A 22414-nucleotide genomic window follows, 5' to 3' on the forward strand; every position below is an offset into this window, starting at 1 on the left:
CGCGAGATATACCGAGATCCGAGTGGCTCCGCTTCGATTACGCTGCAGGCGTTAGCTTTTGCCGTTCATGTGCTACTGGCGGCTTTCACCACTGCTGTTGCCGCGAGACTACCAGCGGGATTCCCCGCGGACAGTTCCGGCGCTCGTCGGGTTTGCCTGCTCAATTACGTTGCACCGCAGCACCATTCGATAGCTCGACGCACGACTCACCGCCAACTGGGGATCGCCTGCGGGTTCCCTGCCACCTTGCTGACGAGAGCGCAGGACGATCAGCGCGTCCGGGCCAGTTCGGCGATCACGTTGACCCGCCGGGTCGCAGTGGCGATCTCGTCGGCGAACTCCCGGCGTCGCTTGGCCAGGTCGGCCTGGTCGGGACCGTCCACCAGCTCCCGATGCCGCGCCAGCCGCAGTGCGGTCTTGAACAGCTCCATCGACCGGGACTCGGCGTTGGCGATGCGGCGCTGCAGTTCCCACTGCTTGCCCACCTCCAGGCATTCGGTCAAAAACGCATCCTCGTCCAGCGCTTCGTCTTCGAGGGCGGCCAACCGGTCGGCGACGATGTGATAGGCGTCCAGGAACGGGCGCAGCACCAGGTGCGCCAACAGCAGATCCGCCGACTCCAGCAAGTGCCGTACCTCGGCGGCGCTGACCGCTTTGGTGGTGTCTTCGACCGGGCCGATCAGGCGCACTTCGGCGGCGAGTTCCATCTCGAACTGCGCGCGCGCCGAGAACAGGAACTCGAACTTCAGCAGCTCGCGCAGTTGCAGCGCCTCGTCGCGGACAGATGCCGGCGAAACCGTGCCCTCGGTCGGGCATTCCGAGGCCGCCAGCAACGCCAGCTCGGCGATGGCCCGGTCGACCAGGATGTGGATGGCGGTGTTGCGGTAGAACGCCGCGACCAGGTGCTGGTCGGCGCCGATCCCCCACACCGCCTCGGTGCCGGCGTCGTACACGCTGACCACGCCGGAAGCCACCATCTGGTGCAGGGTCCAGCGGATCGTCGACTTGTTGGTCAGGTCCGCCGCCCCGGCCACCGCCCATTCACGGGCGGCGATGTAGCTCGCCAACGGCCGCACCGTGGCGAGTACCTCGCTGATCGACAGCGAACGGTCCGCGCCCAGCAGGGCCAGGCTCACCACCGCAGTCGGTGTGACCGGGGTGGCGCGGTTGATCCGGTGTTCGACGTCCAGCGCGATGCGTTCCACGACGGTGCCCGTGCCCGACGGGTCCGCCCGCAGCTCCTCGAGACGCTTGCGCAACGGCAACGGTTCGCCGAAGTCGAGATAGGCCCGGCCCAGTCGTTCGCCCTGCTGGCGGGACAGCCGGACCAGGAACCGGAAGTCCTCGGGACGTTTCGCCGCGCCGTAGGCCTCGGTGGTCATCGCTTCGACCTCGTGCAGCTGGTCGTACACGATCGACGTCGGCACCAAATACACTTCGGGTCCGTCGATTTCGTCGACGGCGTCGGTGAGGTAGCGCAGGATGCCGAACACCGGCGGGCGCAACTTGCCGGTGCGGGTGCGTCCACCTTCGATCGACCAGGTGAGGTTGGTGTGGTTCTGCACCAGCTGCGCGGTGTAGGCCCGCAGGACGAACCGGTAGACCGGAATGTCCTTGGTCTGCCGGCGGATGAAGATGGTGCCGGTGCGCTTGGCGAAGCCGCCCATCGGGAAGAAGTTGAGGTTGGCGCCGCCGAAGGTGAAGGCCGACGACAACCGGTTGGCCGCGATCTCCTCCGGCAGCAGCATGCCGTCCAGGTAGGAGCGGTGCGAGAACGCGAACGCCAACGTGGCCTTGCGGTCCAGAGCGCGCAGCTGCGCGATCTGGTCCTCGTCGACCAGCACGTCGTAGGCCCGCATCAGCCAGCGGCTGAATCCCCGCCAGGCCTGCACCGCGCGCTCGTCCAGGGACGCCGCCACTTCGCGCAGGTAACCCGCGGCCTCCACCCGCACGCTCTCCGGGTCGCGGCCCAGCTCGCCGGCCAACGCGTCGAGCCGCTCGCCGAACCACTGCGCATCCAACAGCTGGGTAACCGCGTCCGGGTCGGTCGCCAGCGGCGTCGTGGCTTCGTCGACAAGCCCGGTGCGCTGCAACAGCTTTCGCACCCCGCTGCGACCGACTTCGCGTGCAGTCACTCTTACTCCCTCGCTGTCAGGCCGGTTGCGGCGCGGTCATAACGGTGAGCGTACGTCCGTGGCCCGCCGAATAGGGGCTCAATCATCCCGCCGAGTCCGTATCCCGCGACGCGTCAAGGCGTGTCCCGGGGTCGGTCTAACCACCCAGGCAACCGGGGCCGAGCAACTCCTTGAGGTCCCCCATCAACGCCGGCGACGGCGTCACCCGCAGCGACTGGTCCAGTTCCAGCGTGGTGATCCGCTCGCCACTGATCAACCGCAGATGCACCTGCGAGGTGCCGGGGTGGCGGGTCAGCACCTGCTTGAGCGCGCTGACCTTGTCCACCGTGCACTGCCGGGTCGGCAGGCTCACCGCCAGCGGCCGGTTGGGTTGGGCGTTCGAGAAGTCGGGCACCACCAGCTCGTTGGCGATCAGGCTGATCCGGTCGTCACGCACCGCGACCTTGCCGCTGACCAGCACCACCACGTCGTCGGCGATCTCGGCGCCGAAGTTAGAGTACGTGTGCGGGAAGAACATCACCTCGATACCGCCGGTCAGGTCCTCCAATTGTGCTGATGCCCAGGGCATTCCGTTCTTGTTCACCCGTCGGTTCACCGACGCCAGGATGCCGCCGACCCGCACCTGCGCGTCGTTGGGGACGTCGCCGTCCAGGATCGCCGGGATCGCGGTGTCGACCTGGGTGGCCAGCAGGTGCGCCACCCCGTTGAGCGGGTGGCCGGACACGTAGAGCCCCAGCATTTCGCGCTCCAGCGCGAGCTTGTGTTTGTCTTCCCATTCGTCGTCGGGCACTTTGATGGCGAAGACGGCGTCGCCGGCACCGTCGCCGTCGGCGCCGCCGAACAGGTCGAACTGGCCCATCGCCTCGGCCTTCTTGGTGCCCAGCACACTGTCGACGGCGTCGGTGTGCACCAGGAAAAGGCCCTTGCGGGCATGCCCGAGCGAATCGAACGCGCCGGCCTTGATCAGCGACTCGGTGACCTTCTTGTTGCAGGCCGAGATGTCGATCTTGTTCAGGTAGTCCGAGAAGTCGGTGTATTTGCCCTTCTCGTTGCGGGTCTTGATCAGCGAGCCGACGACGTTGGCGCCGACATTGCGCACCGCGCCCATCCCGAAGCGGATGTCCTTGCCGACCGAGGCGAAGTTCACCAGCGACTCGTTGACGTCGGGCGGCAGCACGGTGATGCCCAACCGGCGGCAGTCGGCGAGGTAGACCGCGGCCTTGTCCTTGTCGTCGCCGACGGAGGTGAGCAGACCCGCCATGTATTCGGCGGGATAGTTGGCCTTGAGATAAGCGGTCCAGTAGGAGACCAATCCGTAGCCGGCGGCGTGCGACTTGTTGAAGGCATACCCGGCGAACGGAAGGATGGTGTCCCACAACGCTTTCACCGCTTTTTCGGAGAAACCGTTGGCGGTCATGCCTTCGTAGAAACCCTTGTACTCGGCCTCGAGCACCTCGAGTTTCTTCTTGCCCATCGCTTTGCGCAGCGCGTCGGCCTTGCCCATCGTGTAGGAGGCGACCTTCTGGGCGATGAACATGATCTGCTCTTGGTAGACGATCAAACCGTAAGTCTCGGAGAGGATTTCGCGTAACGGTTCCTCGAGCTCGGGATGGATCGGTTTGATCGCCTGCCGATTGTTCTTGCGGTCGGCGTAGTCGTTGTGTGCGTTCATGCCCATCGGTCCGGGGCGGTACAGCGCCAGTACCGCGACGATGTCGTTGAACTCGGTGGGCTGCATGCGGCGCAGCAGGTCGCGCATCGGGCCGCCGTCGAGCTGGAACACGCCGAGCGTGTCGCCGCGGCCCAGCAGTTCGTAGGTCAGCTTGTCGTCCAGCGGCAGCGTTTCCAGGTCGAGGTCGATGCCCCGGTTGGCCTTGATGTTCTCGATCGCGTCGCCGATGATCGTCAGGTTGCGCAGGCCCAGGAAGTCCATCTTCAGCAGGCCGATGGCCTCGCACGACGGGTAATCCCAGCCGGTGATGATGGCGCCGTCCTGCGGTCGCTTCCACAGCGGAATCGCCTCGGTCAGCGGCTCGCTGCTCATGATCACCGCGCACGCGTGCACCCCGGCGTTGCGGATCAGCCCCTCCAGGCCGCGCGCGGTCTGGTAGATGGTGCGCACGTCGGGGTCGGTCTCGATCAGGCTGCGGACCTCAGCGGCCTCCTTGTACCGCTCGTGGGCCGGGTCGGTGATGCCCGACAGCGGGATGTCCTTGGCCATGATGGGCGGCGGCAGCGCCTTGGTGATCCGGTCGGCGATCGCGAATCCGGGCTGCCCGTAGTGGATTCGCGCCGAATCCTTCAGCGCCGCTTTGGTTTTGATGGTGCCGAAGGTGATGACCTGGGCGACCCGGTCCTGACCCCACTTGTCGGCGGCGTAGCGCACCATCTCACCGCGCCGCCGGTCGTCGAAGTCGATGTCGATGTCCGGCGCCGACGGGCGCTCGGGGTTGAGGAACCGCTCGAACAGCAGACCGTGCGGGATGGGGTCGATGTTGGTGATGCCCATCGCGTAGGCGACCAGCGAACCCGCCGCCGAACCACGGCCCGGCCCGACCCGGATGTCGACCGACCGCGCGTAGTTGATCAGGTCCGCGACGATCAGGAAGTAAGCCGGAAAGCCCTTGTCGCAGATGACTTTGATCTCGTAGTCGGCCCGGTCGAGGTAGTCCTGGCCCACGCCGGCCGGGAAGCGCCGCTGCAGGCCGGCCATCACCTCGTGGCGCAGCCACGACGCCTGGTCGTGCCCCTCGGGCACCGGGAAGACCGGCATCCGGTCCCGCGGCGTCCACACGTCGGCGTAGGACTGGACCCGTTCGGCGATCAGCAGGGTGGAGTCGCAGGCCCCGGGCACCTCGTCGTCCCAGAGTCGGCGCATGTCGGCGGCGGACTTGAGGTAGTAGCCGTCGCCGTCGAACTTGAACCGGTTGGGGTCCGAGAGCGTCTTGCCGGTTTGCACGCACAGCAGCGCCTCGTGGTTGTGCGCGGCGTCACGGGTGACGTAGTGGCAGTCGTTGGTGGCCAGGGGCGGGATACCGAGCTGACGGCCGATGTCGAGCAGACCTTGCCGGACCCGCTGTTCGATCGAGATTCCGTGGTCCATCAGCTCGAGGAAGAAGTTGTCCGCGCCGAAGATCTCGCGCCACTTGGCGGCGGACTCCAGCGCTTCGCGGTCATGGCCCAGCCGCAACCGGGTCTGCACCTCGCCGGACGGGCAACCGGTGGTGGCGATGATGCCCTCGGCATGCTCGGCGATGAGTTCGGCGTCCATGCGCGACCATTTGCCCAGCTGGCCTTCAAACGACGCCAGGGACGACAGCTTGAACAGGTTGCGCAGGCCGGTCGCGTTCTCGGCCATCATCGTCATGTGGGTGTAGGACCCGCTGCCGGATACGTCGTCGCCCTTCTGCCCGGGATCGCCCCAGGTGATGCGACGGGTGTCAAAGCGCGAGCCGGGCGCGATGTAGGCCTCGACCCCGATGATCGGCTTGATCCCGGCCTTGCACGCCGAAGTGTAGAACTCGCTGGCGCCGAACATGTTTCCGTGGTCGGTCATGCCGATCGCGGGCATGCCCAGCCGGGCGGCCTCAGCGAACATCGGGGAGATCTTCGCGGCACCGTCGAGCATCGAATACTCGGTGTGGTTGTGCAGGTGCACGAACGACGACTCACTCATAGGGAGGCAAGTCTATGACCGCGCACCGACACGGTCCCGGCGTGTCGCAGCACGTGTCTTGGCCGGTTTCAGCCGTACAACTCGACGAAGTTGTCGAGCGACTTTTGCACGTCACCCTTGGCCGCGCGGGCCGCGACTTTGCCGATCGGACCGAACAGCGCGGGGCCGCCCAGGTCAACGGACAGGCCAAGGGTGGCGCCGTCCTTGGATTGCGTCACCGTCAGCGTGACCTTGTACTTTGCTCCGCCCTTGCCGTCCCCGGCCATCGCGACCTTGTGCGGCGGATCCCACTTGGTGATCGTCCAGGTCACCCGGTTGCGCAGGCCTTTGGAGCGCGCGACGCCCACCACCTGCGTGCCTTCGGTGATGTCGTCGACGTCGGGCAACTCGCTGCGCCAGCCCTCGTGCAAGACCAGCCAGTCGCCCAGGGTCGACAGGTCCGAGACGTGCTCCCACATTTCCTGCGGGGTCATCGGTACGTCCAGGGTCAGGTCAACGGATGCCATAGCGGTGAGCGTAACGCCAGCGCGACCGGCGGCCCTCCACCCCGGATACGCTCAGCGGCGAAGCGGAGGGCAGGTCGGTGGTCGAGAATCGGGCGGGGTCGCAGTTCGGGCCGTATCGGTTGGTGCGGCTGCTGGGTGCCGGCGGTTACGGCGAGGTGTACGAAGCTGAGGACACCGCCATGCACCGCGTGGTGGCGTTGAAGCTGCTGAGCAGCACCTATTCGCAAAACCCGGTGTTCCGCGAGCGGCTGTTCCGGGAGGCCCGCACCGCCGGCCGGCTGCGGGAACCACACGTGCTGCCGATCCACGGTTGCGGCGAGATCGACGGCCAGGTCTACATCGACATGCGACTGGTGCGCGGCGTGGATCTGGACACCGTGCTGCGCCGGGACGGCCCGCTCCCGCCGGCGCGGGCAGTGAATCTGGTGCGCCAGGTCGCGGCAGCCCTGGACGCCGCGCACGCCGAGACGGTGTTACACCGCGACGTCAAACCGGCGAACATCCTGCTCTCCGGTGACGACTTCGCCAGCCTGGTCGACTTCGGCCTGGCCAGCGCGGCCGGCGACGCCCGGCTGACCGGCACCGGAAAGGCGGTCGGCACGTTCGATTACGTTGCTCCGGAACGGCTTTGCGAGAATCCAGTGATCGACCCGCGCTGCGACGTGTACTCGCTGGCGTGCGTGCTCTATGAACTACTGACCGGGGCACCACCGTTTGCCCAGCACCAGGATCTGACCGCGCTGATCAACGCCCAGCTGACCGCCCCGATCCCGCGGCCCAGCCAGCAGCGGGCCGGCATCCCCGCCGGGTTCGACGAGGTCATCGCGCGGGGCATGGCCAAGCATCCCGACGACCGTTATTCCAGCGCGGGTCAGCTGGCCGCCGCCGCGCACAACGCACTGGGTCCGGCCGCGACCACCCGCGAGTGGACCACCGCGCCGCCGCCGGTGCCGCTGCCCCCGCCCGTGCCGGCCGCGCCACCGCCGTGGGTGCCACCCGAGCGCCGAAAACCGCGCCGTCGCAGGGTGGTCGCCGTCGCGGCGGCCATCATCGTCGCGGTGGCGGCCGCGGCGGCCGTCGTTGTTGTCACGCGCCGGGATGCTGCCACCGGGCGCGCGGCGACCAGCACGCCGCGGCCGTCCTCGACGGTCCCGACGGTGCTGAAATTCCCGGACCTGGTGCAGGCCCGCGGGGTGGCCGTCGGTCACGACGGCAGCGTCTACGCGGTCGAGCTGAGCAGCCACTCCCCCAATGGCCGGGTGCTGAGGTTGCCACCCGGCCAGCCCTCGCCTACCGAGCTACCGTTCGGTGAGCTGTACGGCGAAGGGGTCGCGGTGGACCCGGCGGGTGCGGTCTACGTCGCCGACTTCCACGCATCCGCGGTGTGGAAGTTGGCGCCGGGCGGTCGTGGGCCTGCTCCGCTGACGTTCGGGCACCTGGGCAGACCGGTCGGGGTGGCGGTCGGCGCCGACGGCACCGTCTATGTCACCGACGCCACGCTTCGGCAGGTGCTGAAGCTGGCCCCCGGCGCGACGAGTGCCACCGCCCTGATGCCGACCACACCGCTGAACATGCCAGCCGGAATCGCGGTGGACAGCACCGGGAACCTTTACATCGCCGATGTGGAGGAGCGGCGGGTGTTGAAGCTGGCTGCCGGTGCCGACACCCCCGCCGAACTGCCGTTTCCCGGCCTGCAGCAACCGTACGGTGTGGCTGTGGACAAGAACGGCAACGTCTACGTCACCGACATCGACGGCCGCGGGGTCTTCAAGTTGGCCAGCGGTGCGAGCACTGCCACCCAGGTCGCCTTTCCCACCCTCAACTACCCGTTCGGTATCGCCGTGGACGACGCCGGCGATCTGTTCGTCGTCGACTGTCACCGCGGCGACGACTGCGCGACCGGCAAAGTCCTCGAATTGGGTGCCGCGCAATGACTGCCAGCTTCCTCCCGGGGTCGCGGTTCGGCCCGTATCAGCTGCGCCGGCTGCTGGGCAGCGGCGGATTCGGTGAGGTCTACGAAGCCGAGGACACGGTCATGCACCGGGTGGTGGCGCTGAAGTTGCTGTCCAGCAGCTACTCGCAGAACCCGGCTTTCCGGGAGCGGCTGTTCCGGGAGGCCCGCACCGCCGGACGGCTGCACGACCCGCACGTGGTGCCCATCCACGGCTGCGGTGAGATCAACGGTCAGCTCTACATCGACATGCGCCTGATCGACGGTACGGATCTGCAGAGCACCCTGGAACGTGGCGGCGCGCTCAGCCCGGCCCGGGCGGTGCACGTGGTGCGGCAGATCGCCGCGGCACTGGATGCCGCGCACGCCGAAACGGTGATTCACCGCGACGTCAAGCCGGCCAACATTCTGCTCGGTCCCGACGACTTCGCCTGCCTGGTGGACTTCGGCCTGGCCAATGCCGCCACCGACACCAAGCTCACCAGCGAGGGCACCACCATCGGATCGTTCGCCTACCTGGCACCGGAACGTCTGGCGTCCGGCCAGGTCACGCCGGGTGCGGACATCTATGCACTGGCCTGTGTGCTGTATGAATGCCTGACCGGGGCCGCACCGTATGAGAGTCGCACCGAAATACCCGCTCTGGTCGCCGCGCACCTGACCTCCCCGCCGCCGCGCCCCAGCCAGGACCACCCGGGGATCCCGATCGGTTTCGACGAGGTGATCGCGCGTGGAATGGCCAAGGACCCGCAGGTTCGCTTTCGCAGCGCCGGTGAACTGGGTGCGGCCGCTCAGCACGCGCTGAGCACCCCGGTGCAGCCCTGGACTCCGCCGCACGCGGTCCCCACCCAACCGTGGACACACCCGGGCGCGCCCACTGCGCGCACGCCAATGAAGTTGCACCGCAAGCCCCGTCGCCGTGCAGTGCTGGCCGTGGGCGTGATCGCGCTGGTAGCCGCCATTGTCGGCGTCGTCGCGGTCGTGGCCACGCCCGACACGACCCGGCATGCTGCGCCCAACACCAGCGCATCGCCGACGCCCGGCGGCTCCGGCTCGCCGTCCACCAGCGCCGCCCCCGCCCTGAACGCCACCCGATTGCCGATTATCGGAACCGGTCAGCTCGCGGGCGTGGCGATCGGCCCGGCCGGGGAAATCTACGTCGTCGACACCAGCAGCCCCAGGGTGTACAAGCTGACCGCCGACTCCGATGCGCCCGCTGAGGTGCCGTTTCGCGGACTGGTCCGGCCCAAACGGGTGAGCGTGGACGCAGCCGGCAACGTCTATGTCGCCGATGTCCCCCGGGACGGCGCCGGGAGGATTCTGAAATTGGGGCCCGGCGCCGGTGATCCGGTCGAGTTGCCCTTCGGCCGCATGCTTCCCCATGGCGTCGCAGCTGATGCTGCGGGGACTGTCTACGTTGCCGCAAACGACCGGGTGCTGGCGCTCGCGCCGGGTGCCGCGACCCCCACCACGCTGCCGTTCGGTACCGGCATTTTCGAGGACGTGGCGACGGACGGCGCCGGCAACGTCTACGCCCTGCAGGCGGGCCGGGTGCTGAAGTTGGCCCTAGGCGAGAGCAACCCGACCCAGCTGCCGTTCGGACAGCTGGGCAGGGCGCAAATCGTCGTGGTGGACGCCAAGGGCGACGTATACGTGGCCGACAACGCCGACAACATGGGTCGGCTGATCAAGCTGTCCGCGGGTGCCTCGTCCCCGACCCTGCTGTTCGCGCCGGAGAATCAGTCCTTCGGTGGTATGGCGATCGACGCGGCGGGCGGCATCTACGTGACCGAGAACAACCGGCTGCTCAAAGCCGCGGTGGGCTGATGACGGAGCCCAGCGATCTGAAATCGCTACTGGCACAAGGTGGCCCGCTCGATCCGGTCCGTGCGGTGCACCTGGTAGGCCAAGTCGCGGCGGCGATCGACGATGCGCACGCCCACCGCAGAATCCACCGCGACGTCAGCACCGCCAACATTCTGCTGGCGCGCGACGGTTCAGCCTATTTGGCCGACCTCGGCGGAGCGACGCCCTCGGCAGACCGGACCCGGGTGCTGGTCACCGACACCGACGCGGTCTACCGCGCCGACATCGCCGCGCTGGCCGGGGTGCTTTACGAGTGCCTGACAGGGCAACCGTTCGACCCGGCGACGCCGGTCGAGCGGCGAGCCGGAATCCCGGCTGAGTTCGACGCTGTCATCGAGCGCGCAACGGCAGCCGATCCCGCCAACAGGTACCGCAGCGCCGGCGAATTCGCCGCTGCCGCGCAGCGCGTCCACCCGCCGATCCCGCCCCCTGCGCCGCCGAACAGCAACCCGGCACCGCCGTCCGCGGCGGCCACCCGCACGTTCACCCTCCCGCCTCCTGGCCAGTCATCCAATAATCATGTCCCGCAACCTATTCCGATGTACGGACAGTCACCTACCGTATCGTTTCCGCACTCCCGGCCGATGCAGCTGCCGATACCGCCACCACGACGGCGCCGCTACATCGGCCCGGCTGTCGCCCTCGTCGCCGTGATCGCCGTGGTGGTGACCGGCGCAATCGTGATCCCCAAGGTCGTGCACCGCAACGACTCGACGGCATCCACCACCAAGGCCGCCCCGCCGCGGCGCACCTACACGGCGCAGCCGACTGTGCTGCCATTTCCCGAGATGTTCCCGACGAAAAGTGTCGCTGTCGACGGCTCCGGCAACATTTACGCGCTGGCCGCGGTGATCCCGCATCCGGGCATCAGCATGTTCGAACCCGGCCCGCTGCAGCTCTGGAAGCTGGCGCCGGGGGCCAGCGCGGCGACCCCGGTGGAAGTTCCCGGGGTGAATTTTCGCTCCGCGACGGACCTGGCGGTCGATAAGGCCGGCAATCTTTTCTACAGCGAAGGCGCCCAGGTTTACCTGTTGGAGGCGGGCAAATCCAGCCCGATTCGGTTGCCGTTTCGGGGATTCACCTCGGTCAGTGGCATCGCGGTCGACGATGCGGGCAACACCTACGCAGTCGGTGCACTCATGGACGAGGGCCCGAATGTGAAGTACGGGGCGCGCAAGCTCGCACCGGGACAAAACCGACCGACCGACTTGTCTTTCGAGGGGCTCCATCTGCCCCGTGGAATTGCGGTCGCCAAAGACGGCACCGTCTACGTGTCCTCGAATATCAGAGGTACCGGACGTGGCCAGGTCTTCAAACTCCCCGTCGGCGCCACCGCTGCCGTCGTGGTGCCCATCCCCGGACTCATCGAGCCGAATCACATCGCGTTCGACGACGCCGGGGACATCTTCGTCGGCGACGGCTTCGGCAAGGGTTTCTTCCAGTTGCCGCCCGGACGCGATCCGGTGCAGGTGGCGCTGGGTTCTCATGCCATGAGTGTGGCGGTGGATTCCGCAGGTGCGGTCTACGCGCTGACCGCGGCGCGCACGAACCGGTCCGATCAGCTGGTGAAACCCGGACAGGTGCTCAAGATCGTGCCGGACCGATAGCCGCTGCGCTCCCACCGCGATTTTTGCCGCGATTTTTATCCGGGCCCGTTTGATACGGTCCGAGCCATGAGCTTGCACGAGCGTCATTTTGTGGCGGAAGGGGCCCTCCCTCCCGCGCGCGACTTCCTGACGTCGGCGGGATTCGGCGGTGTGGCTGCCCTGACGGTGGCGATCATTCTGGCGGTCATCGCATTCATCGCCGCGCGCCGGGCCGCCAAACGTGAAGCGCTGCAGCAGGACCAGCGTGACCGGCATCATCAGGAGCTTCGCGAAGACGCGCAGCGCAGCGCGGCCCTGGACCGCTGCTGGCAACGGCTGGTGTGGGTGGTGGAGACCGCGGGGATCGAACCGGCAGCACACGAGAACGCCACCCTGGGTCTGGGGCCCGAGCTGGCACTGGAGATGCTGCGCGGGCTGCTGCGTGACGCCGAGTTCCTCGGGGACGAGACGCTGGCCCGGTCGGTGACGGTGTACCTCAACCAATTCTCCCTGGTGTTGGCGCAGCAGGCTGGACCGCTGTCTCAGCTCGCGGCGCGGCAATCTCCGCCGCGACGGGACGCGCCGGCTGCCCGCGAGCCCCGGGAATCCCAGCCGTCGGTCCCGCCCGCTGACCAGCCCCCCGCCCCCGACCAGCCCCCGGCACCCACCGATGAGGCCGCTATCGAACCGGCCGGCAAAGGAAGGCGCCGGCACGGGTGAGCACCACACGACAACACATCGAGGATCTCGACCCCGCGGAGTGGGCGGCGTTGACGCTGCGCGCCGCCGCGGATTCGGTCGCCGCCGCCGAGCGGCTCGGACAGCAACCGCCCGCGGCATTGCTGGCGCTGGCGGCGATGAGCGAGCGCGACCTCGTCGAGCACCGAAATCGATCCGGCCCGGCACGCAAGCGGCTCTCGCCGGTGATGCGACTGGTCGAGGCCGACCACATGCGGGTCGCGGCCGAGGCGCACGCGCGGGAGGCGCAGCAAGGCCGCAAAGACGCCGAGGCGGCCGTGGCGATGGCCCGGGCGCAGGCTGAACAATCGGCGCGGGTGGCCACCGCGGCGCGCGAGCGGGCACGCGAAGTGCAGGCCCAGGCCGCGCGGCAGGAAGAGCAGTGGGCGGCCGAGCGGCAAGCCGCGCAGCAGGCCTTCGAAACAACATTGGAAACAACAAAGGCTGAACGCGCCGCCGAGCGGGCCGCCGCGCAGCGGGCCCTGGAACAGGTACGCGCCGAACTCGCTCAGGTGCGCGCCGACACGGCCGCCGAACTCGCCACGGCCACCGAGCAGGTCACCGCCGCGGAAAGCCGCGCCGAACAGCGCATCGCCGAGCGCACCGCGGACCGGGCGACCGGGCGCCAGGCGTTCGAGCAGGTGCGCGCCGAGCTGGAACGGGTGCGCGCCGATGCCGCGGCCGAGATCGCCGCAGCCAACGAGCGGGCCACAGCCGCCGAAGCCCGTGCTGAGCAGCGCATCGCCGAGCGCGCGACTGCCCGGGAAAGCGCCGAGCGCGCGTTGGAGGAAGTGCGCCGCGAACTCGACCAGATCCGGGCCGATGCCGCGGCCGAAGTCGCCTCGGCCCGCGGGCAGGCCACCGGTGCGATCACCGCCGCGCACCGGGCAGCCGAAGCTGAGGTGGCCCGGGCCAAGGCAGAGCTCGAGCAGCTCCGCACCGCCGCCGCGGCCGAGATGACCCGGCTCAAAGCGGAGACCGAGCAGGTGCGCACCGCGTCGGCCGCAGAGTTGACTGAGGCGCGCGCGCAAGCCGGCCAGCAGCTCGCCGCCCTGCGCGAAGCAGCGCAGGCCGAGGTGGCGCGTGCCCGCGCCGAGGCCGAGAATGCCGGCGCGGCCGTGGCCCGCGCTTACAGCGAGATCGAGCAGTTGCGCGCGACTTCGGCGACCGAACTGGCGGCGGCCCGCGAGCAGGCCGCCGCTGCTCAGGAAGCGGCGCGGGTGCGCGAGCCCGGTGTGGCGGCGGCGAACCTGTTGGCGCTTCCGGTGCCCCCGCTGGGGGTGGCCGCCCACACCAGGTCCATCGAGTTGGCGCTGGCCACCGTGCGCGAACTCGACCGCATTCTGGAAGCGGGCCCGGCCGAGGATGTCGAGACGGTGCGCAACCTGGTGGATACGGCGCAGGCGGAGGCACGAGACCTCGCCGAGCAACTGCACAACCTGCCCTCGCACTACTCCGCGTCCTGGCAGGCCGAGGCGGCAGAAGAGTACGCAGGCGCCGCAGCCGCAGCTTATGGTGCTCTGCTGCAACGCATTTCGGTTTTGGTTGACCAGCTACGCCAGCAGGACGAGAACGCGAACGCCGAGGTGATCTCGACGGTCACCAACTGGCTGGACGCCCACCCGTGGCGACAGGGCTGACGCCCGGTCAGTGACTCGGGCCGCCGCGCAGCCGGTTGCCGATCCGGATGCCGGGCAGCAGCAGGCTGCGCGGCAGAATCCTGCCGCCGGTGCTGACGATCTTGGGCACCACACCGGGCACCACCCCGCGCTTGCCGGCGAGCATGCCCGCAATGGCCTGCTCGGCGACGTCCTTCGGGGACACCTGCGCGATCGGGATGCTGAACCGCTCGGCGCTGGCGATTTCAGCCCACTCGGTCGGAACCGGGCCCGGGCACAGGGCGGTCACCGACACGCCGGTACCGTGCAGCTCCTCCTGCACGGCCTCAGAGAACGTCAGCACGAACGCCTTGCTCGCTGAATACACCGCCATGAACGGAATCGGCTGGAAGCCCGCGATCGAGGCGATGTTGAGCACCGCACCGGCGCCCCGCTTGACCATTCCGGGCAGCACGGCGCGGGTCAGCTCCATCAACGCCAGTGCATTGAGGGTGACCTGCTCGCTTTCCCGCTCCTCCGGCAGCTCGTAGAAGCGCCCGCTGGTGCCGAAGCCCGCGCTGTTGCACAGCCCGGCGATCGGCTCGTTGCGCAGCCGTTCGGCCAGCTTTGCGCGGGATTCGTTGTCGGACAGGTCAAGTGGGAAGACCTCCACGTCGACGCTGTGTTCCGCACGCAGTTTTTCGGCCAGCTCGTCGAGGCGTTCGCGGCGCCGCGCGACCAGGATCAGCGGAAAGCCCCGGCGGGCCAGCCCGTTGGCCAGTTCGGTGCCGATGCCTGAGGAGGCGCCGGTGATGACGACGGTCGATTGCTTGCTCGGTTTGGGAAGGCTCACGACATCACCAGTGGATTCCGCGGGTGGCCTGCAGGAACGTTTCGCTGCGCTTGTCGAGATCCTTTGTGTCGGTATCGCTTTCGCTGCCTTTGGCAGCAGACGAGTCGTCGAACATGCCGAATGCGCGGTTGCGCACCCGGTCCATGACGGCTGGGTTGACGGCGTCGGCGACGGCGGCGAACTGCCCGAACGGCGAGCTGGCCCGCCGCGGCCGGTGGATCAGCGCGTCGGTGATCACGCCGGCGGCCTGGTCCGGCGTGAGTGCCGGGAACTTGTCGTACATCTTGGTCGGGCTGATCATCGGCGTGCGCACCAGCGCCATGTGCACGGTGGTGAACCGGACGTTGTCGCTGACGGTCTCGGCCTGCAGCGCGTCGCACAGGCTGTCCAGCGCGGCCTTGCTGGCGATGTAGGCGCCGAACCGCGGTGCCCGGGTCTGGACGCCGACCGAGGACACGTTGAGGATGTGCCCGAAGCCGCGTTCGCGCATCCCTGGGACGAATTTGAGGATCAGCTGCACCGCGCCCAGGTAGTTCAGCTGGATGGTGCGCTGGTAGTCGTGGATCCGGTCGTACGACAGGGCCAACGATCGCCGAATGGACCGGCCCGCGTTGTTGATCAGGATGTCGACGCCGCCGAGGTCCTCGATGACCTTATCGGCCATCTCGGCGATGGCGTCGACGTCGGACAGGTCGCACGGGTAGACGTGGGCGGTACCGCCATTGGCGCGGATGTCGTCGGCGACTTTGTCCAGGTTCTCTTTGGTGCGCGCGACGAGCGCCACGATGCCGCCCGCCTCGGCGATCTTGTGTGCGGCCGCCTCGCCGATGCCCGAGGACCCGCCGGTGATCAGCGCGATCTTTCCATCGACCGCCTCTTCGAGTGTGCGGCCTTGCACGGCGTCGCGCAGATTCCGCCAGTAGAAGGGCCGATATCGCCCGGCGGAGTTCGGCGTGTTGATGATGTTCGACACGGCCGCGAACGGTTTTTCAACCAGGTTCGTGAGATCACCGAGGTTCATTGACAGTTGCTCCTGAGGGCAGTGTGGACGGTGTGACACAGGTCATAAAGCCAACCTAGGATATCGACCGATGAATAGGTACCGAATGCCGATGTCGGGCAAGCTCGTCTCAGTCGTCGCCGTGATCGCGGCCACCGTGCTGCTCGGCGGGTGCGGTTCGCGACCGTCGCACCCGGACTCGTCGACCGCGAGCGCCGCACCGGGCCTGTCGGCCAGCATCACCACCACCTCGCCGACACCGGCCCTGGACTGCGCCCGATCCACCGTCAAAGCTCAGCAGCTGGTGTGTAACGACCCGGAACTGACCGTCCTGGACCGCCGGGCGCAGACGGCGTATCAGCAGGCACTGGCACGCCCCGGGGCTGACCAGTCCACGCTCGCGACCGCGCAGAACGCTTTCATGACAGTGCGCGACGGCTGCACCGACCGCGTCGACGTCCGGACCTGCCTGGTGGAGGCCTACCAGACGCGGCTGGTCGAGTTGGCGATCGCCGACCCGGCCACGGTCGCCCCGCCGGTCGTGACCTACAACTGTCCGCCCGGGGACGGTCCGTTGACCGCACAGTTCTACAACGATCTGGATCCCAAGGCGGCGGTGTTGAACTGGAAGGGCACCCGGATCATCCTGTTCGTCCAGCCGTCGGGCAGCGGCGCCCGCTACAGCCGGCAGGGCTCCGAGTACTGGGAGCACCAGGGCGAGGTCAGGCTGAACCTCAACGGCATCAACTTCGTGTGCCACACCCAGTGAGCGGGACGTGTCAGCCCTCAGCGCGTAACACGCTCAACGCGTGTTCCAGGTCGGGCGGATAGGGGCTGACGATCTCGACACGCCGGCCATCGGCCGGATGCGCGAAAGCCAACGACCGCGCATGCAGCCATTGACGTTGCAGGCCAAGCTTTTTCGCGAGTTTCGGATCGGCGCCGTAAACCAGGTCACCGCAACAGGGGTGGTGCAGCGCGGCGAAGTGCACCCGGATCTGGTGGGTGCGGCCGGTTTCCAGGTGCACGTCGAGCAGGCTGGCGGCCACGTGTGCTTCCACGGTGTCGTAGTGGGTGATGCTGTGCCGGCCGGTGCTGGTGACCGCGAACTTCCACTCCGGGCCGTGGTGCCGGCCGATCGGCGCATCGATGGTGCCGCTGGAGGGGTCCGGATGTCCTTGCACCAGTGCGTGATACCGCTTGTCGACGGTGCGCTGTTTGAACGCGCGCTTGAGCACGGTATAGGCCTGCTCGGAGCGCGCCACCACCATCACCCCGGACGTGCCGACGTCCAGACGGTGCACGATGCCCTGCCGCTCGTGCACCCCCGAGGTGGTGATGCGGTAGCCCGCGGCGGCCAGGCCGCCCAGCACGGTGGGCCCGGTCCAACCGACCGAGGCGTGGGCGGCCACCGCGGCGGGCTTGTCGACGGCCACGATGTCGTCGTCGGCATACAGCACTGTCAAGCCCTCGATGTCAACGGGCCTGTTTTCCAACGGTTTCGGCGGTTCGGGTAGCCGCACCTGCAGCCAGGCACCCGAAGTGAGTCGGTCGGATTTCCCGGCTGGTACGCCGTCGAGTTCGACACCACCGTCTTCGGCGATGGCCGCCGCGGCACTGCGCGACAGTCCCAGCAGCCGGGCCAGCCCGGCGTCGACGCGCATGCCCGCCAATCCTTCTGGGACCGGCAACGTGCGCTCAGTCACCCGCGTTCTCGGGTTCCGGCGGAATAGCGTTGTCGCCGTTGACTTTCCGTCGACCTGTGGTGTCGAAATCGAAGCCGAAGATGGACAGCACCACCAGCAGGATGGCGCCACCCACCACCGACGGGTCGGCGACGTTGAACACCGGCCACCAGCCCACCGACAGGAAATCCACCACATGTCCGCGCAGCGGGCCCGGCGCCCGGAAGAAGCGGTCGACCAGGTTGCCCATCGCACCGCCCAGGATCATCCCGAGCCCCAGCGCCCACCAGGGCGAGACCAGCCGCCGGCCCATCCAGAAGATGCCGACCACGACACCGGTCGCGATCAAGGTAAGCACCCAGGTGTATCCGGTCGCCATCGAGAACGCGGCACCGGAATTGCGCACCAGCGTCCAGGTCACCGTGTCACCGATGATCGACACCGGCTGACCGGGAGGCAGCAGTTTGACCGCCAACACCTTAGTCACCACGTCCAGCGCGAGCACCACAGCCGCAACCGAGACGAGCAGCCGCAACCGCCGCGGCGCGGCAGCCCCGGGTGCGCGCGGTTCCTCGGCGTCACCGGCTGAAGTCAGCGGATCTGCGGATCCGGTTGGTTCGTCAGGCACCTCACCATCATCCCCCAGCAGTGCCGGGGCGGGCGTGCGGGATGATGCCGGGATGGGGCGCGTCGCCGTGATCACCACCGGAGGGACGATTTCGACGAGCACCGGCGCCGACGGGGTGCGCCGGCCCGCCCGCTCGGGCGCGCAACTGTTGTCGGGATTCGACGTCGATATCGACCTCGACGTCGTCGACGTGCTGGCGGTCGACAGTTCCGAACTCGTTCCGCCGGACTGGGATCTGATGCGCGCGGCCATGCATCGGGCGGTCGCCAGTGGAGCCGACGGGATCGTCGTCGCCCATGGCACCGACACCATGGAGGAAAGCGCGCTGTGGCTCGAACTGACCCACGCCGGCCCCGTCCCAGTGGTACTGACCGGCGCGATGCGCAGCGCGGACGCGCCGGACGCCGACGGCCCGGCCAATCTGCGCGACGCCGTCGCGGTGGCGGCCAGCCCGGTGGCTCGCGACCTGGGGGTGCTGGTGTGCTTCGCCGGCCGGGTGTTGCAGCCGCTGGGTTTGCGCAAGGAGGTCACCCAGGATCTGAGCGGTTTCGCCGGGCAGCTGGCCGGCACCGTGTTGGACAACGATCTGGTTTTGACGCACCCCAAGCAGCGGACGTTTCTCGGCGAGCTGGCGGCCGCTGACGCGCCGCGCGTCGACATCGCGGCGGCCTACCTGGGCAGCGACGCGGTGGCGCTGGACGCCTTCGCCGCCGCGGGTGCCCGCGCGGTGGTGCTGCAGGCGCTGGGATCCGGCAACGCCGGACGCGCGGTCGTCGACGGTGTCCGGCGCCTGTGCCGCGCCGGGGTGACGGTCGCGGTGTCCACCCGGGTGCCCAACGGCGGGGTGAGCGCCGGTTACGGCCCCGGCCACGATCTGGTGCAGGCCGGCGCGGTGCTGGTGCCGCGGCTGGCACCGCCGCAGGCCCGGGTGCTGCTGATGGCGACGCTGGCCGCCGGCCTACCCGTGGGCGACATCCTCGACCGCTGGGGTTGACCGAACGTGCTCGCGCAGTGCCTCGACGTAGTCGGGCCAGTCCAGGCTGTCGACCGGGTTGGCGGCCGCGAGGTCGGCGGTGTCGAGGGGGAAAGTTCTGGCCTGGCCCGGTCCCGTGCCGCGCGTTTCGAACCGCACGGTGACGACGCCGTGGCCGGCGCCCTGCACCCAGCCGTGCCCGAAGTCGCGGTGCGCAACGTCATCACCGATCCGCCAGGACCCGCCGTCCTGCCCGGTCAGCAGCACCGCACGCAGGGTCTCGAAATCCTGATGCGCTTCAGCCGGTTCCGGCGGCAGGTCCAGGTCGGGAAACAACGACTGCTGGCGCACGTCGCTGAGGCCGGAAAAGCCCACACCGAGCAGACGAATGGGCCCGATCTGCAACGGATCGAGCAGCAGCCGGCGGGCCACCGACACCAGCGCACCGGGTTCGGTCGTCGCGTAGGGCAGCGTCGCCGAGCGGGTCAGCGTGCTCATGTCCGACTTCTTCAGCTTCACCGTGACCGTGCGGGCGCCGCGACCGTCTTTGAGCAGCCGACGGTGCGCGTGCTCGGCGATCGGCTCGATCGCGTCGCGCAGCTGGTCCAGCGTGGTCAAGTCGGCCGCGAAGGTGGATTCGGCGCTGATCTGCTTGGCCTCGGCACGCTCGGCGACGGGACGGTCGTCGATGCCCTGCGCTAACCGGTGCAGCGCGGGCCCCACGGTGGCACCGAGGATGTCGGCGACCTCCGCGTCAGCCAGCGCTGCGAGCTGCCCGATGTTCTCGATGCCCAGGCGGTGCAGTTTCTCCTCGGAGACCGGGCCGATCCCCCACAGCCGCCGCACCGGTAATCCGCTCAGCAGCTCTTGCTGCTCGGAGCGGCGGACCACCCGGACACCGTCGGGTTTAGCCAGATCGGAAGCGATCTTGGCGATCTGCTTGCCTGACCCAGCACCCACCGAGGCGACCAGACCGGTCTCCTCACGCACCCGTCGGCGCACCGTTGCACAGAACGTCTGCACCTCGTCGGCCGACGCACCGGCCAGCTGGGCCGGTTCGCCGAACGCCTCGTCGAACGACAGTTGCTCGACGACGGGGACCAGACTGCGCACCGCGTCGAAGACACGGCGACTGGCCACGCCGTACACCACGCCGCGGGGCGGCAGCACCACCGCGGCCGCACCGACCTGCCGGCGAGCCTGATGCATCGGCATCGCCGAGCGCGCGCCGAACACCCGCGCCTCGTAGCTGGCACCGGCCACCACTCCCCGACCGCCCAGCCCGCCGACCAGTACCGGCCGGCCCTTGAGGGTCGGCCGGGTCAGCTGCTCCACCGATGCGAAGAACGCATCCATGTCCAGGTGCAGCACCCATCGGGACTCCACGGTTGTCGATGCTATGGGGCTGAGCGCGAGCGCTCAGAACGGCTCGGCGCGGCCGCGGTGCCGGGAGGTCTTTAGTTAACCTAAAATATAATATTAAACGCATGTTTAATTAGCTTTATCGATGGTGATCCCCCCTCAGCGGATGCCGGTTAACGTTGACACGGGTCGAGGGAGATCGCTATGTCACTTGTCGTTGTGCCGGAATGGGTCCAAGCCGCCGCTCAAGATCTCGCAGGCGTGAACGGATCACTATCCGAAGTCTCCCAATCGCTGGCCGGCTTCACGACCAATATCGCGCCCGCGGCCACCGATGAAGTATCAGGTGCGGTCGCCGCGCTCTTCGCCGAATTCGGCGAGGAATACCAGGCGGTCAGCGCCCAGGCGCGCGCGTTCCACGCGGAGTTCGTCCGGGTGCTCAACGCGAGTGTCGGCGCCTACCTGGGTACCGAAGCTGCCGCAGCCGCCGCGTTGCCGGCAGCGTCCATTCTGGATGGCCTGACCGGTGCGCTGGGCAACCCCGCCGCGCTGCTGGGCGGCTCCGGCGGATTGCTGGGCGGACTCGGTCTGTTCAACCCGGGCGGGTTACTCGGTGGTCTTGGTCTGCCGTCGCTCAATGCGCTGCTGCCCGGCGTTTTCGGGCCGGCGCCCGGTCCGACGCCGGTGAGCCTGACGGCGATCACCGGACCGTACGAGAGACTGTTCGCCAACACGATCGCCAACCTGCAGAGTCTCGGAAACGGCTTGGCCGCCAACCCGTTCCCGTTCTTGCGCCAATTCATCGCCAATCAGATCAGCTACGGCCAGATAATCTCCACCGCGTTTGCCAATGCCGGGCAGCACTTGAGCAGCGGGGCCGCGAATATGGTATTGGCGGACCTGGCACCCATCGCGTCGATACCGGCACGAATCGGGCAGAACTTCGTGAATGTGCTGGGCACGCTTACCGACTTCTCGTATTCCGTCGGAACAAATATCAACCCGTTGACATCACCGATCGCCCTCAGCCAGTTGGAGCTTGGCGCCGCGTTCTTCGGGTTCCCGATCGCGCTGGGTATAGATTTCATCGGCTCACCGATCACCACGGCCAACGCGATGTATTCCGTCGCGTCGGCCTTCGGCAGTGCAATACAGAGCGGCGACGGTTTCGGGGCGTTAGTTGCGGTCCTCACCGCCCCGGCGGTCGTCACCGACGGCTTCCTCAATGGTCAGGTGATGTGGAGTGTCGGCCTACCGGGGGTCACCCTGCCGCTCGGGCTCGGTGCGCTTAGCGGCGTGACTGTGCCGCTGACCGCGCAGATTCCGCTCGGCGGAATCCTGACCCCCCTCGACGTCACGACGCTTGTGGTGAATCCGCTGGGCAGTCCGACCCCGCTGCTGTCGGTGCCCCTCGGCGGGACGCCGACCGGCGGCATCCTGCCCGGTCTGCTGCTCTACGCACCGCAACAACTGGCCGAAGCCATCGGCGCACCGCATATCAGCGGTCCGCTGGTGCCCCTGCCGGAAGTCGTGTTGCCGGGCATCGGTTCCCTGCCGAACCTGGGCGGTCTACTGGACGGGGTGCGCAGCCTGCTGCCCGACGTCGCCCTGCCGGACTTGGGCGGGCTGCTCGGCGGGCTGGGAGGCCTGCTGCCGGGTCTCGGTGGCCTGCCAAACCTGGGCGGCCTGCTGCCCGGTCTCGGCGGCCTGCTACCGGGTCTCGGCGGCCTGCCAGACCTCGGTGGCCTGCTCGGCGGCGGTGGCCTGCTCGGGACCGGCGGCCTGCTCGGCGGCGGTGACCTGCTCGGGACCGGCGGCCAGACGGGCGGGGGCGGCCTGCTCGGCCTCCTCGGCTAA

The 22414-nt window shown here is 68.4% G+C and carries 16 protein-coding genes; 8 read left to right on the forward strand and 8 right to left on the reverse strand.

Features of this window, described 5'->3' with window-relative positions:
- Nucleotides 1-269: 269 nt before the first annotated feature.
- The 3 genes from AC5Y6Y_RS04280 to AC5Y6Y_RS04290 form a co-directional block, all read right to left on the reverse strand.
- Nucleotides 270-2135, reverse strand: coding sequence for a lysophospholipid acyltransferase (locus tag AC5Y6Y_RS04280; protein WP_463825162.1), 1866 nt, complete (start codon nucleotides 2133-2135; stop codon nucleotides 270-272).
- A 136-nt stretch (nucleotides 2136-2271) separates the two neighbouring features.
- The gene (gene dnaE, locus AC5Y6Y_RS04285) at nucleotides 2272-5811 is read right to left on the reverse strand and encodes a DNA polymerase III subunit alpha (protein WP_473139647.1); all 3540 of its coding nucleotides are present in this window, start codon (nucleotides 5809-5811) and stop codon (nucleotides 2272-2274) included.
- A gap of 68 nt (nucleotides 5812-5879) precedes the next feature.
- Entirely contained in the window at nucleotides 5880-6317 is a 438-nt protein-coding gene (locus AC5Y6Y_RS04290) for a type II toxin-antitoxin system Rv0910 family toxin (protein WP_463825160.1), read from the reverse strand.
- Between the two features lie 77 nt (nucleotides 6318-6394).
- On the opposite strand from AC5Y6Y_RS04290, the gene AC5Y6Y_RS04295 reads away from it, so the two are divergent.
- From AC5Y6Y_RS04295 to AC5Y6Y_RS04315, 5 genes are all read left to right on the forward strand, one after another.
- Nucleotides 6395-8251 (forward strand): serine/threonine-protein kinase, encoded by a 1857-nt coding sequence (locus tag AC5Y6Y_RS04295; RefSeq protein ID WP_473139646.1) that lies wholly within the window; start codon nucleotides 6395-6397, stop codon nucleotides 8249-8251.
- On the forward strand, nucleotides 8248-10095 hold the full coding sequence (locus AC5Y6Y_RS04300; RefSeq protein WP_473139645.1) for a serine/threonine-protein kinase: 1848 nt from the start codon (nucleotides 8248-8250) through the stop codon (nucleotides 10093-10095). Before AC5Y6Y_RS04295 ends, AC5Y6Y_RS04300 begins: the two co-directional genes overlap by 4 nt.
- Nucleotides 10095-11741: a hypothetical protein gene (locus AC5Y6Y_RS04305; protein ID WP_473139644.1), complete on the forward strand. Its 1647-nt coding sequence runs from the start codon at nucleotides 10095-10097 to the stop codon at nucleotides 11739-11741. The genes AC5Y6Y_RS04300 and AC5Y6Y_RS04305 overlap by 1 nt, the downstream gene beginning before the upstream one ends.
- Nucleotides 11742-11807: 66 nt before the next feature.
- Entirely contained in the window at nucleotides 11808-12440 is a 633-nt protein-coding gene (locus AC5Y6Y_RS04310; RefSeq protein ID WP_463825156.1) for a hypothetical protein, read from the forward strand.
- Nucleotides 12437-14098: a coiled-coil domain-containing protein gene (locus AC5Y6Y_RS04315; RefSeq protein WP_473139643.1), complete on the forward strand. Its 1662-nt coding sequence runs from the start codon at nucleotides 12437-12439 to the stop codon at nucleotides 14096-14098. Before AC5Y6Y_RS04310 ends, AC5Y6Y_RS04315 begins: the two co-directional genes overlap by 4 nt.
- A 7-nt stretch (nucleotides 14099-14105) precedes the next feature.
- Here AC5Y6Y_RS04315 and AC5Y6Y_RS04320 read toward each other — a convergent pair whose 3' ends face one another.
- Complete coding sequence (locus AC5Y6Y_RS04320) at nucleotides 14106-14909, reverse strand: SDR family NAD(P)-dependent oxidoreductase (RefSeq protein ID WP_463825154.1); 804 nt, start codon at nucleotides 14907-14909, stop codon at nucleotides 14106-14108.
- A gap of 4 nt (nucleotides 14910-14913) precedes the next feature.
- Nucleotides 14914-15930 carry an SDR family NAD(P)-dependent oxidoreductase gene (locus AC5Y6Y_RS04325; protein ID WP_463825153.1) on the reverse strand — a complete coding sequence of 339 codons (1017 nt, stop codon included), beginning with the start codon at nucleotides 15928-15930 and terminating at the stop codon, nucleotides 14914-14916.
- Nucleotides 15931-16000: 70 nt separating this feature from the next.
- Between AC5Y6Y_RS04325 and AC5Y6Y_RS04330 the strand changes: the two genes are divergently transcribed.
- Nucleotides 16001-16678, forward strand: a complete 678-nt coding sequence (locus AC5Y6Y_RS04330; protein WP_473139642.1) for an MliC family protein — start codon at nucleotides 16001-16003, stop codon at nucleotides 16676-16678.
- Nucleotides 16679-16688: 10 nt separating this feature from the next.
- Here AC5Y6Y_RS04330 and AC5Y6Y_RS04335 read toward each other — a convergent pair whose 3' ends face one another.
- Together AC5Y6Y_RS04335 and lspA are read right to left on the reverse strand one after the other, a co-directional pair.
- Entirely contained in the window at nucleotides 16689-17573 is an 885-nt protein-coding gene (locus AC5Y6Y_RS04335; RefSeq protein WP_473139641.1) for an RluA family pseudouridine synthase, read from the reverse strand.
- A gap of 34 nt (nucleotides 17574-17607) precedes the next feature.
- Nucleotides 17608-18222 carry a signal peptidase II gene (lspA, locus tag AC5Y6Y_RS04340; protein WP_463825150.1) on the reverse strand — a complete coding sequence of 205 codons (615 nt, stop codon included), beginning with the start codon at nucleotides 18220-18222 and terminating at the stop codon, nucleotides 17608-17610.
- Between the two features lie 52 nt (nucleotides 18223-18274).
- Between lspA and AC5Y6Y_RS04345 the strand changes: the two genes are divergently transcribed.
- Complete coding sequence (locus AC5Y6Y_RS04345) at nucleotides 18275-19216, forward strand: asparaginase domain-containing protein (RefSeq protein ID WP_473139640.1); 942 nt, start codon at nucleotides 18275-18277, stop codon at nucleotides 19214-19216.
- Here the strand turns inward: AC5Y6Y_RS04345 and AC5Y6Y_RS04350 are convergent.
- The gene (locus tag AC5Y6Y_RS04350) at nucleotides 19181-20581 is read right to left on the reverse strand and encodes a DNA polymerase IV (RefSeq protein WP_473139639.1); all 1401 of its coding nucleotides are present in this window, start codon (nucleotides 20579-20581) and stop codon (nucleotides 19181-19183) included. The two genes, AC5Y6Y_RS04345 and AC5Y6Y_RS04350, sit on opposite strands and share 36 nt — an antisense overlap.
- A gap of 180 nt (nucleotides 20582-20761) precedes the next feature.
- Between AC5Y6Y_RS04350 and AC5Y6Y_RS04355 the strand changes: the two genes are divergently transcribed.
- A complete protein-coding gene (locus tag AC5Y6Y_RS04355) occupies nucleotides 20762-22414 on the forward strand; it encodes a PE domain-containing protein (RefSeq protein WP_473139638.1) in 1653 nt (550 codons plus the stop codon).

Source organism: Mycobacterium sp. NGS24 (assembly GCF_059813065.1).

Excerpts from the sequence above, each read along its gene's own strand:
- AC5Y6Y_RS04300 (WP_473139645.1), top strand. The coding sequence starts at position 8,248 with ATGACTGCCAGCTTCCTCCCGGGGTCGCGGTTCGGCCCGTATCAGCTG.
- AC5Y6Y_RS04290 (WP_463825160.1), bottom strand. The coding sequence starts at position 6,317 with ATGGCATCCGTTGACCTGACCCTGGACGTACCGATGACCCCGCAGGAA.
- AC5Y6Y_RS04335 (WP_473139641.1), bottom strand. The coding sequence starts at position 17,573 with ATGCGCGTCGACGCCGGGCTGGCCCGGCTGCTGGGACTGTCGCGCAGT.
- AC5Y6Y_RS04310 (WP_463825156.1), top strand. The coding sequence starts at position 11,808 with ATGAGCTTGCACGAGCGTCATTTTGTGGCGGAAGGGGCCCTCCCTCCC.
- AC5Y6Y_RS04305 (WP_473139644.1), top strand. The coding sequence starts at position 10,095 with ATGACGGAGCCCAGCGATCTGAAATCGCTACTGGCACAAGGTGGCCCG.
- AC5Y6Y_RS04325 (WP_463825153.1), bottom strand. The coding sequence starts at position 15,930 with ATGAACCTCGGTGATCTCACGAACCTGGTTGAAAAACCGTTCGCGGCC.
- AC5Y6Y_RS04355 (WP_473139638.1), top strand. The coding sequence starts at position 20,762 with ATGTCACTTGTCGTTGTGCCGGAATGGGTCCAAGCCGCCGCTCAAGAT.
- dnaE (WP_473139647.1), bottom strand. The coding sequence starts at position 5,811 with ATGAGTGAGTCGTCGTTCGTGCACCTGCACAACCACACCGAGTATTCG.
- AC5Y6Y_RS04330 (WP_473139642.1), top strand. The coding sequence starts at position 16,001 with ATGAATAGGTACCGAATGCCGATGTCGGGCAAGCTCGTCTCAGTCGTC.
- AC5Y6Y_RS04345 (WP_473139640.1), top strand. The coding sequence starts at position 18,275 with ATGGGGCGCGTCGCCGTGATCACCACCGGAGGGACGATTTCGACGAGC.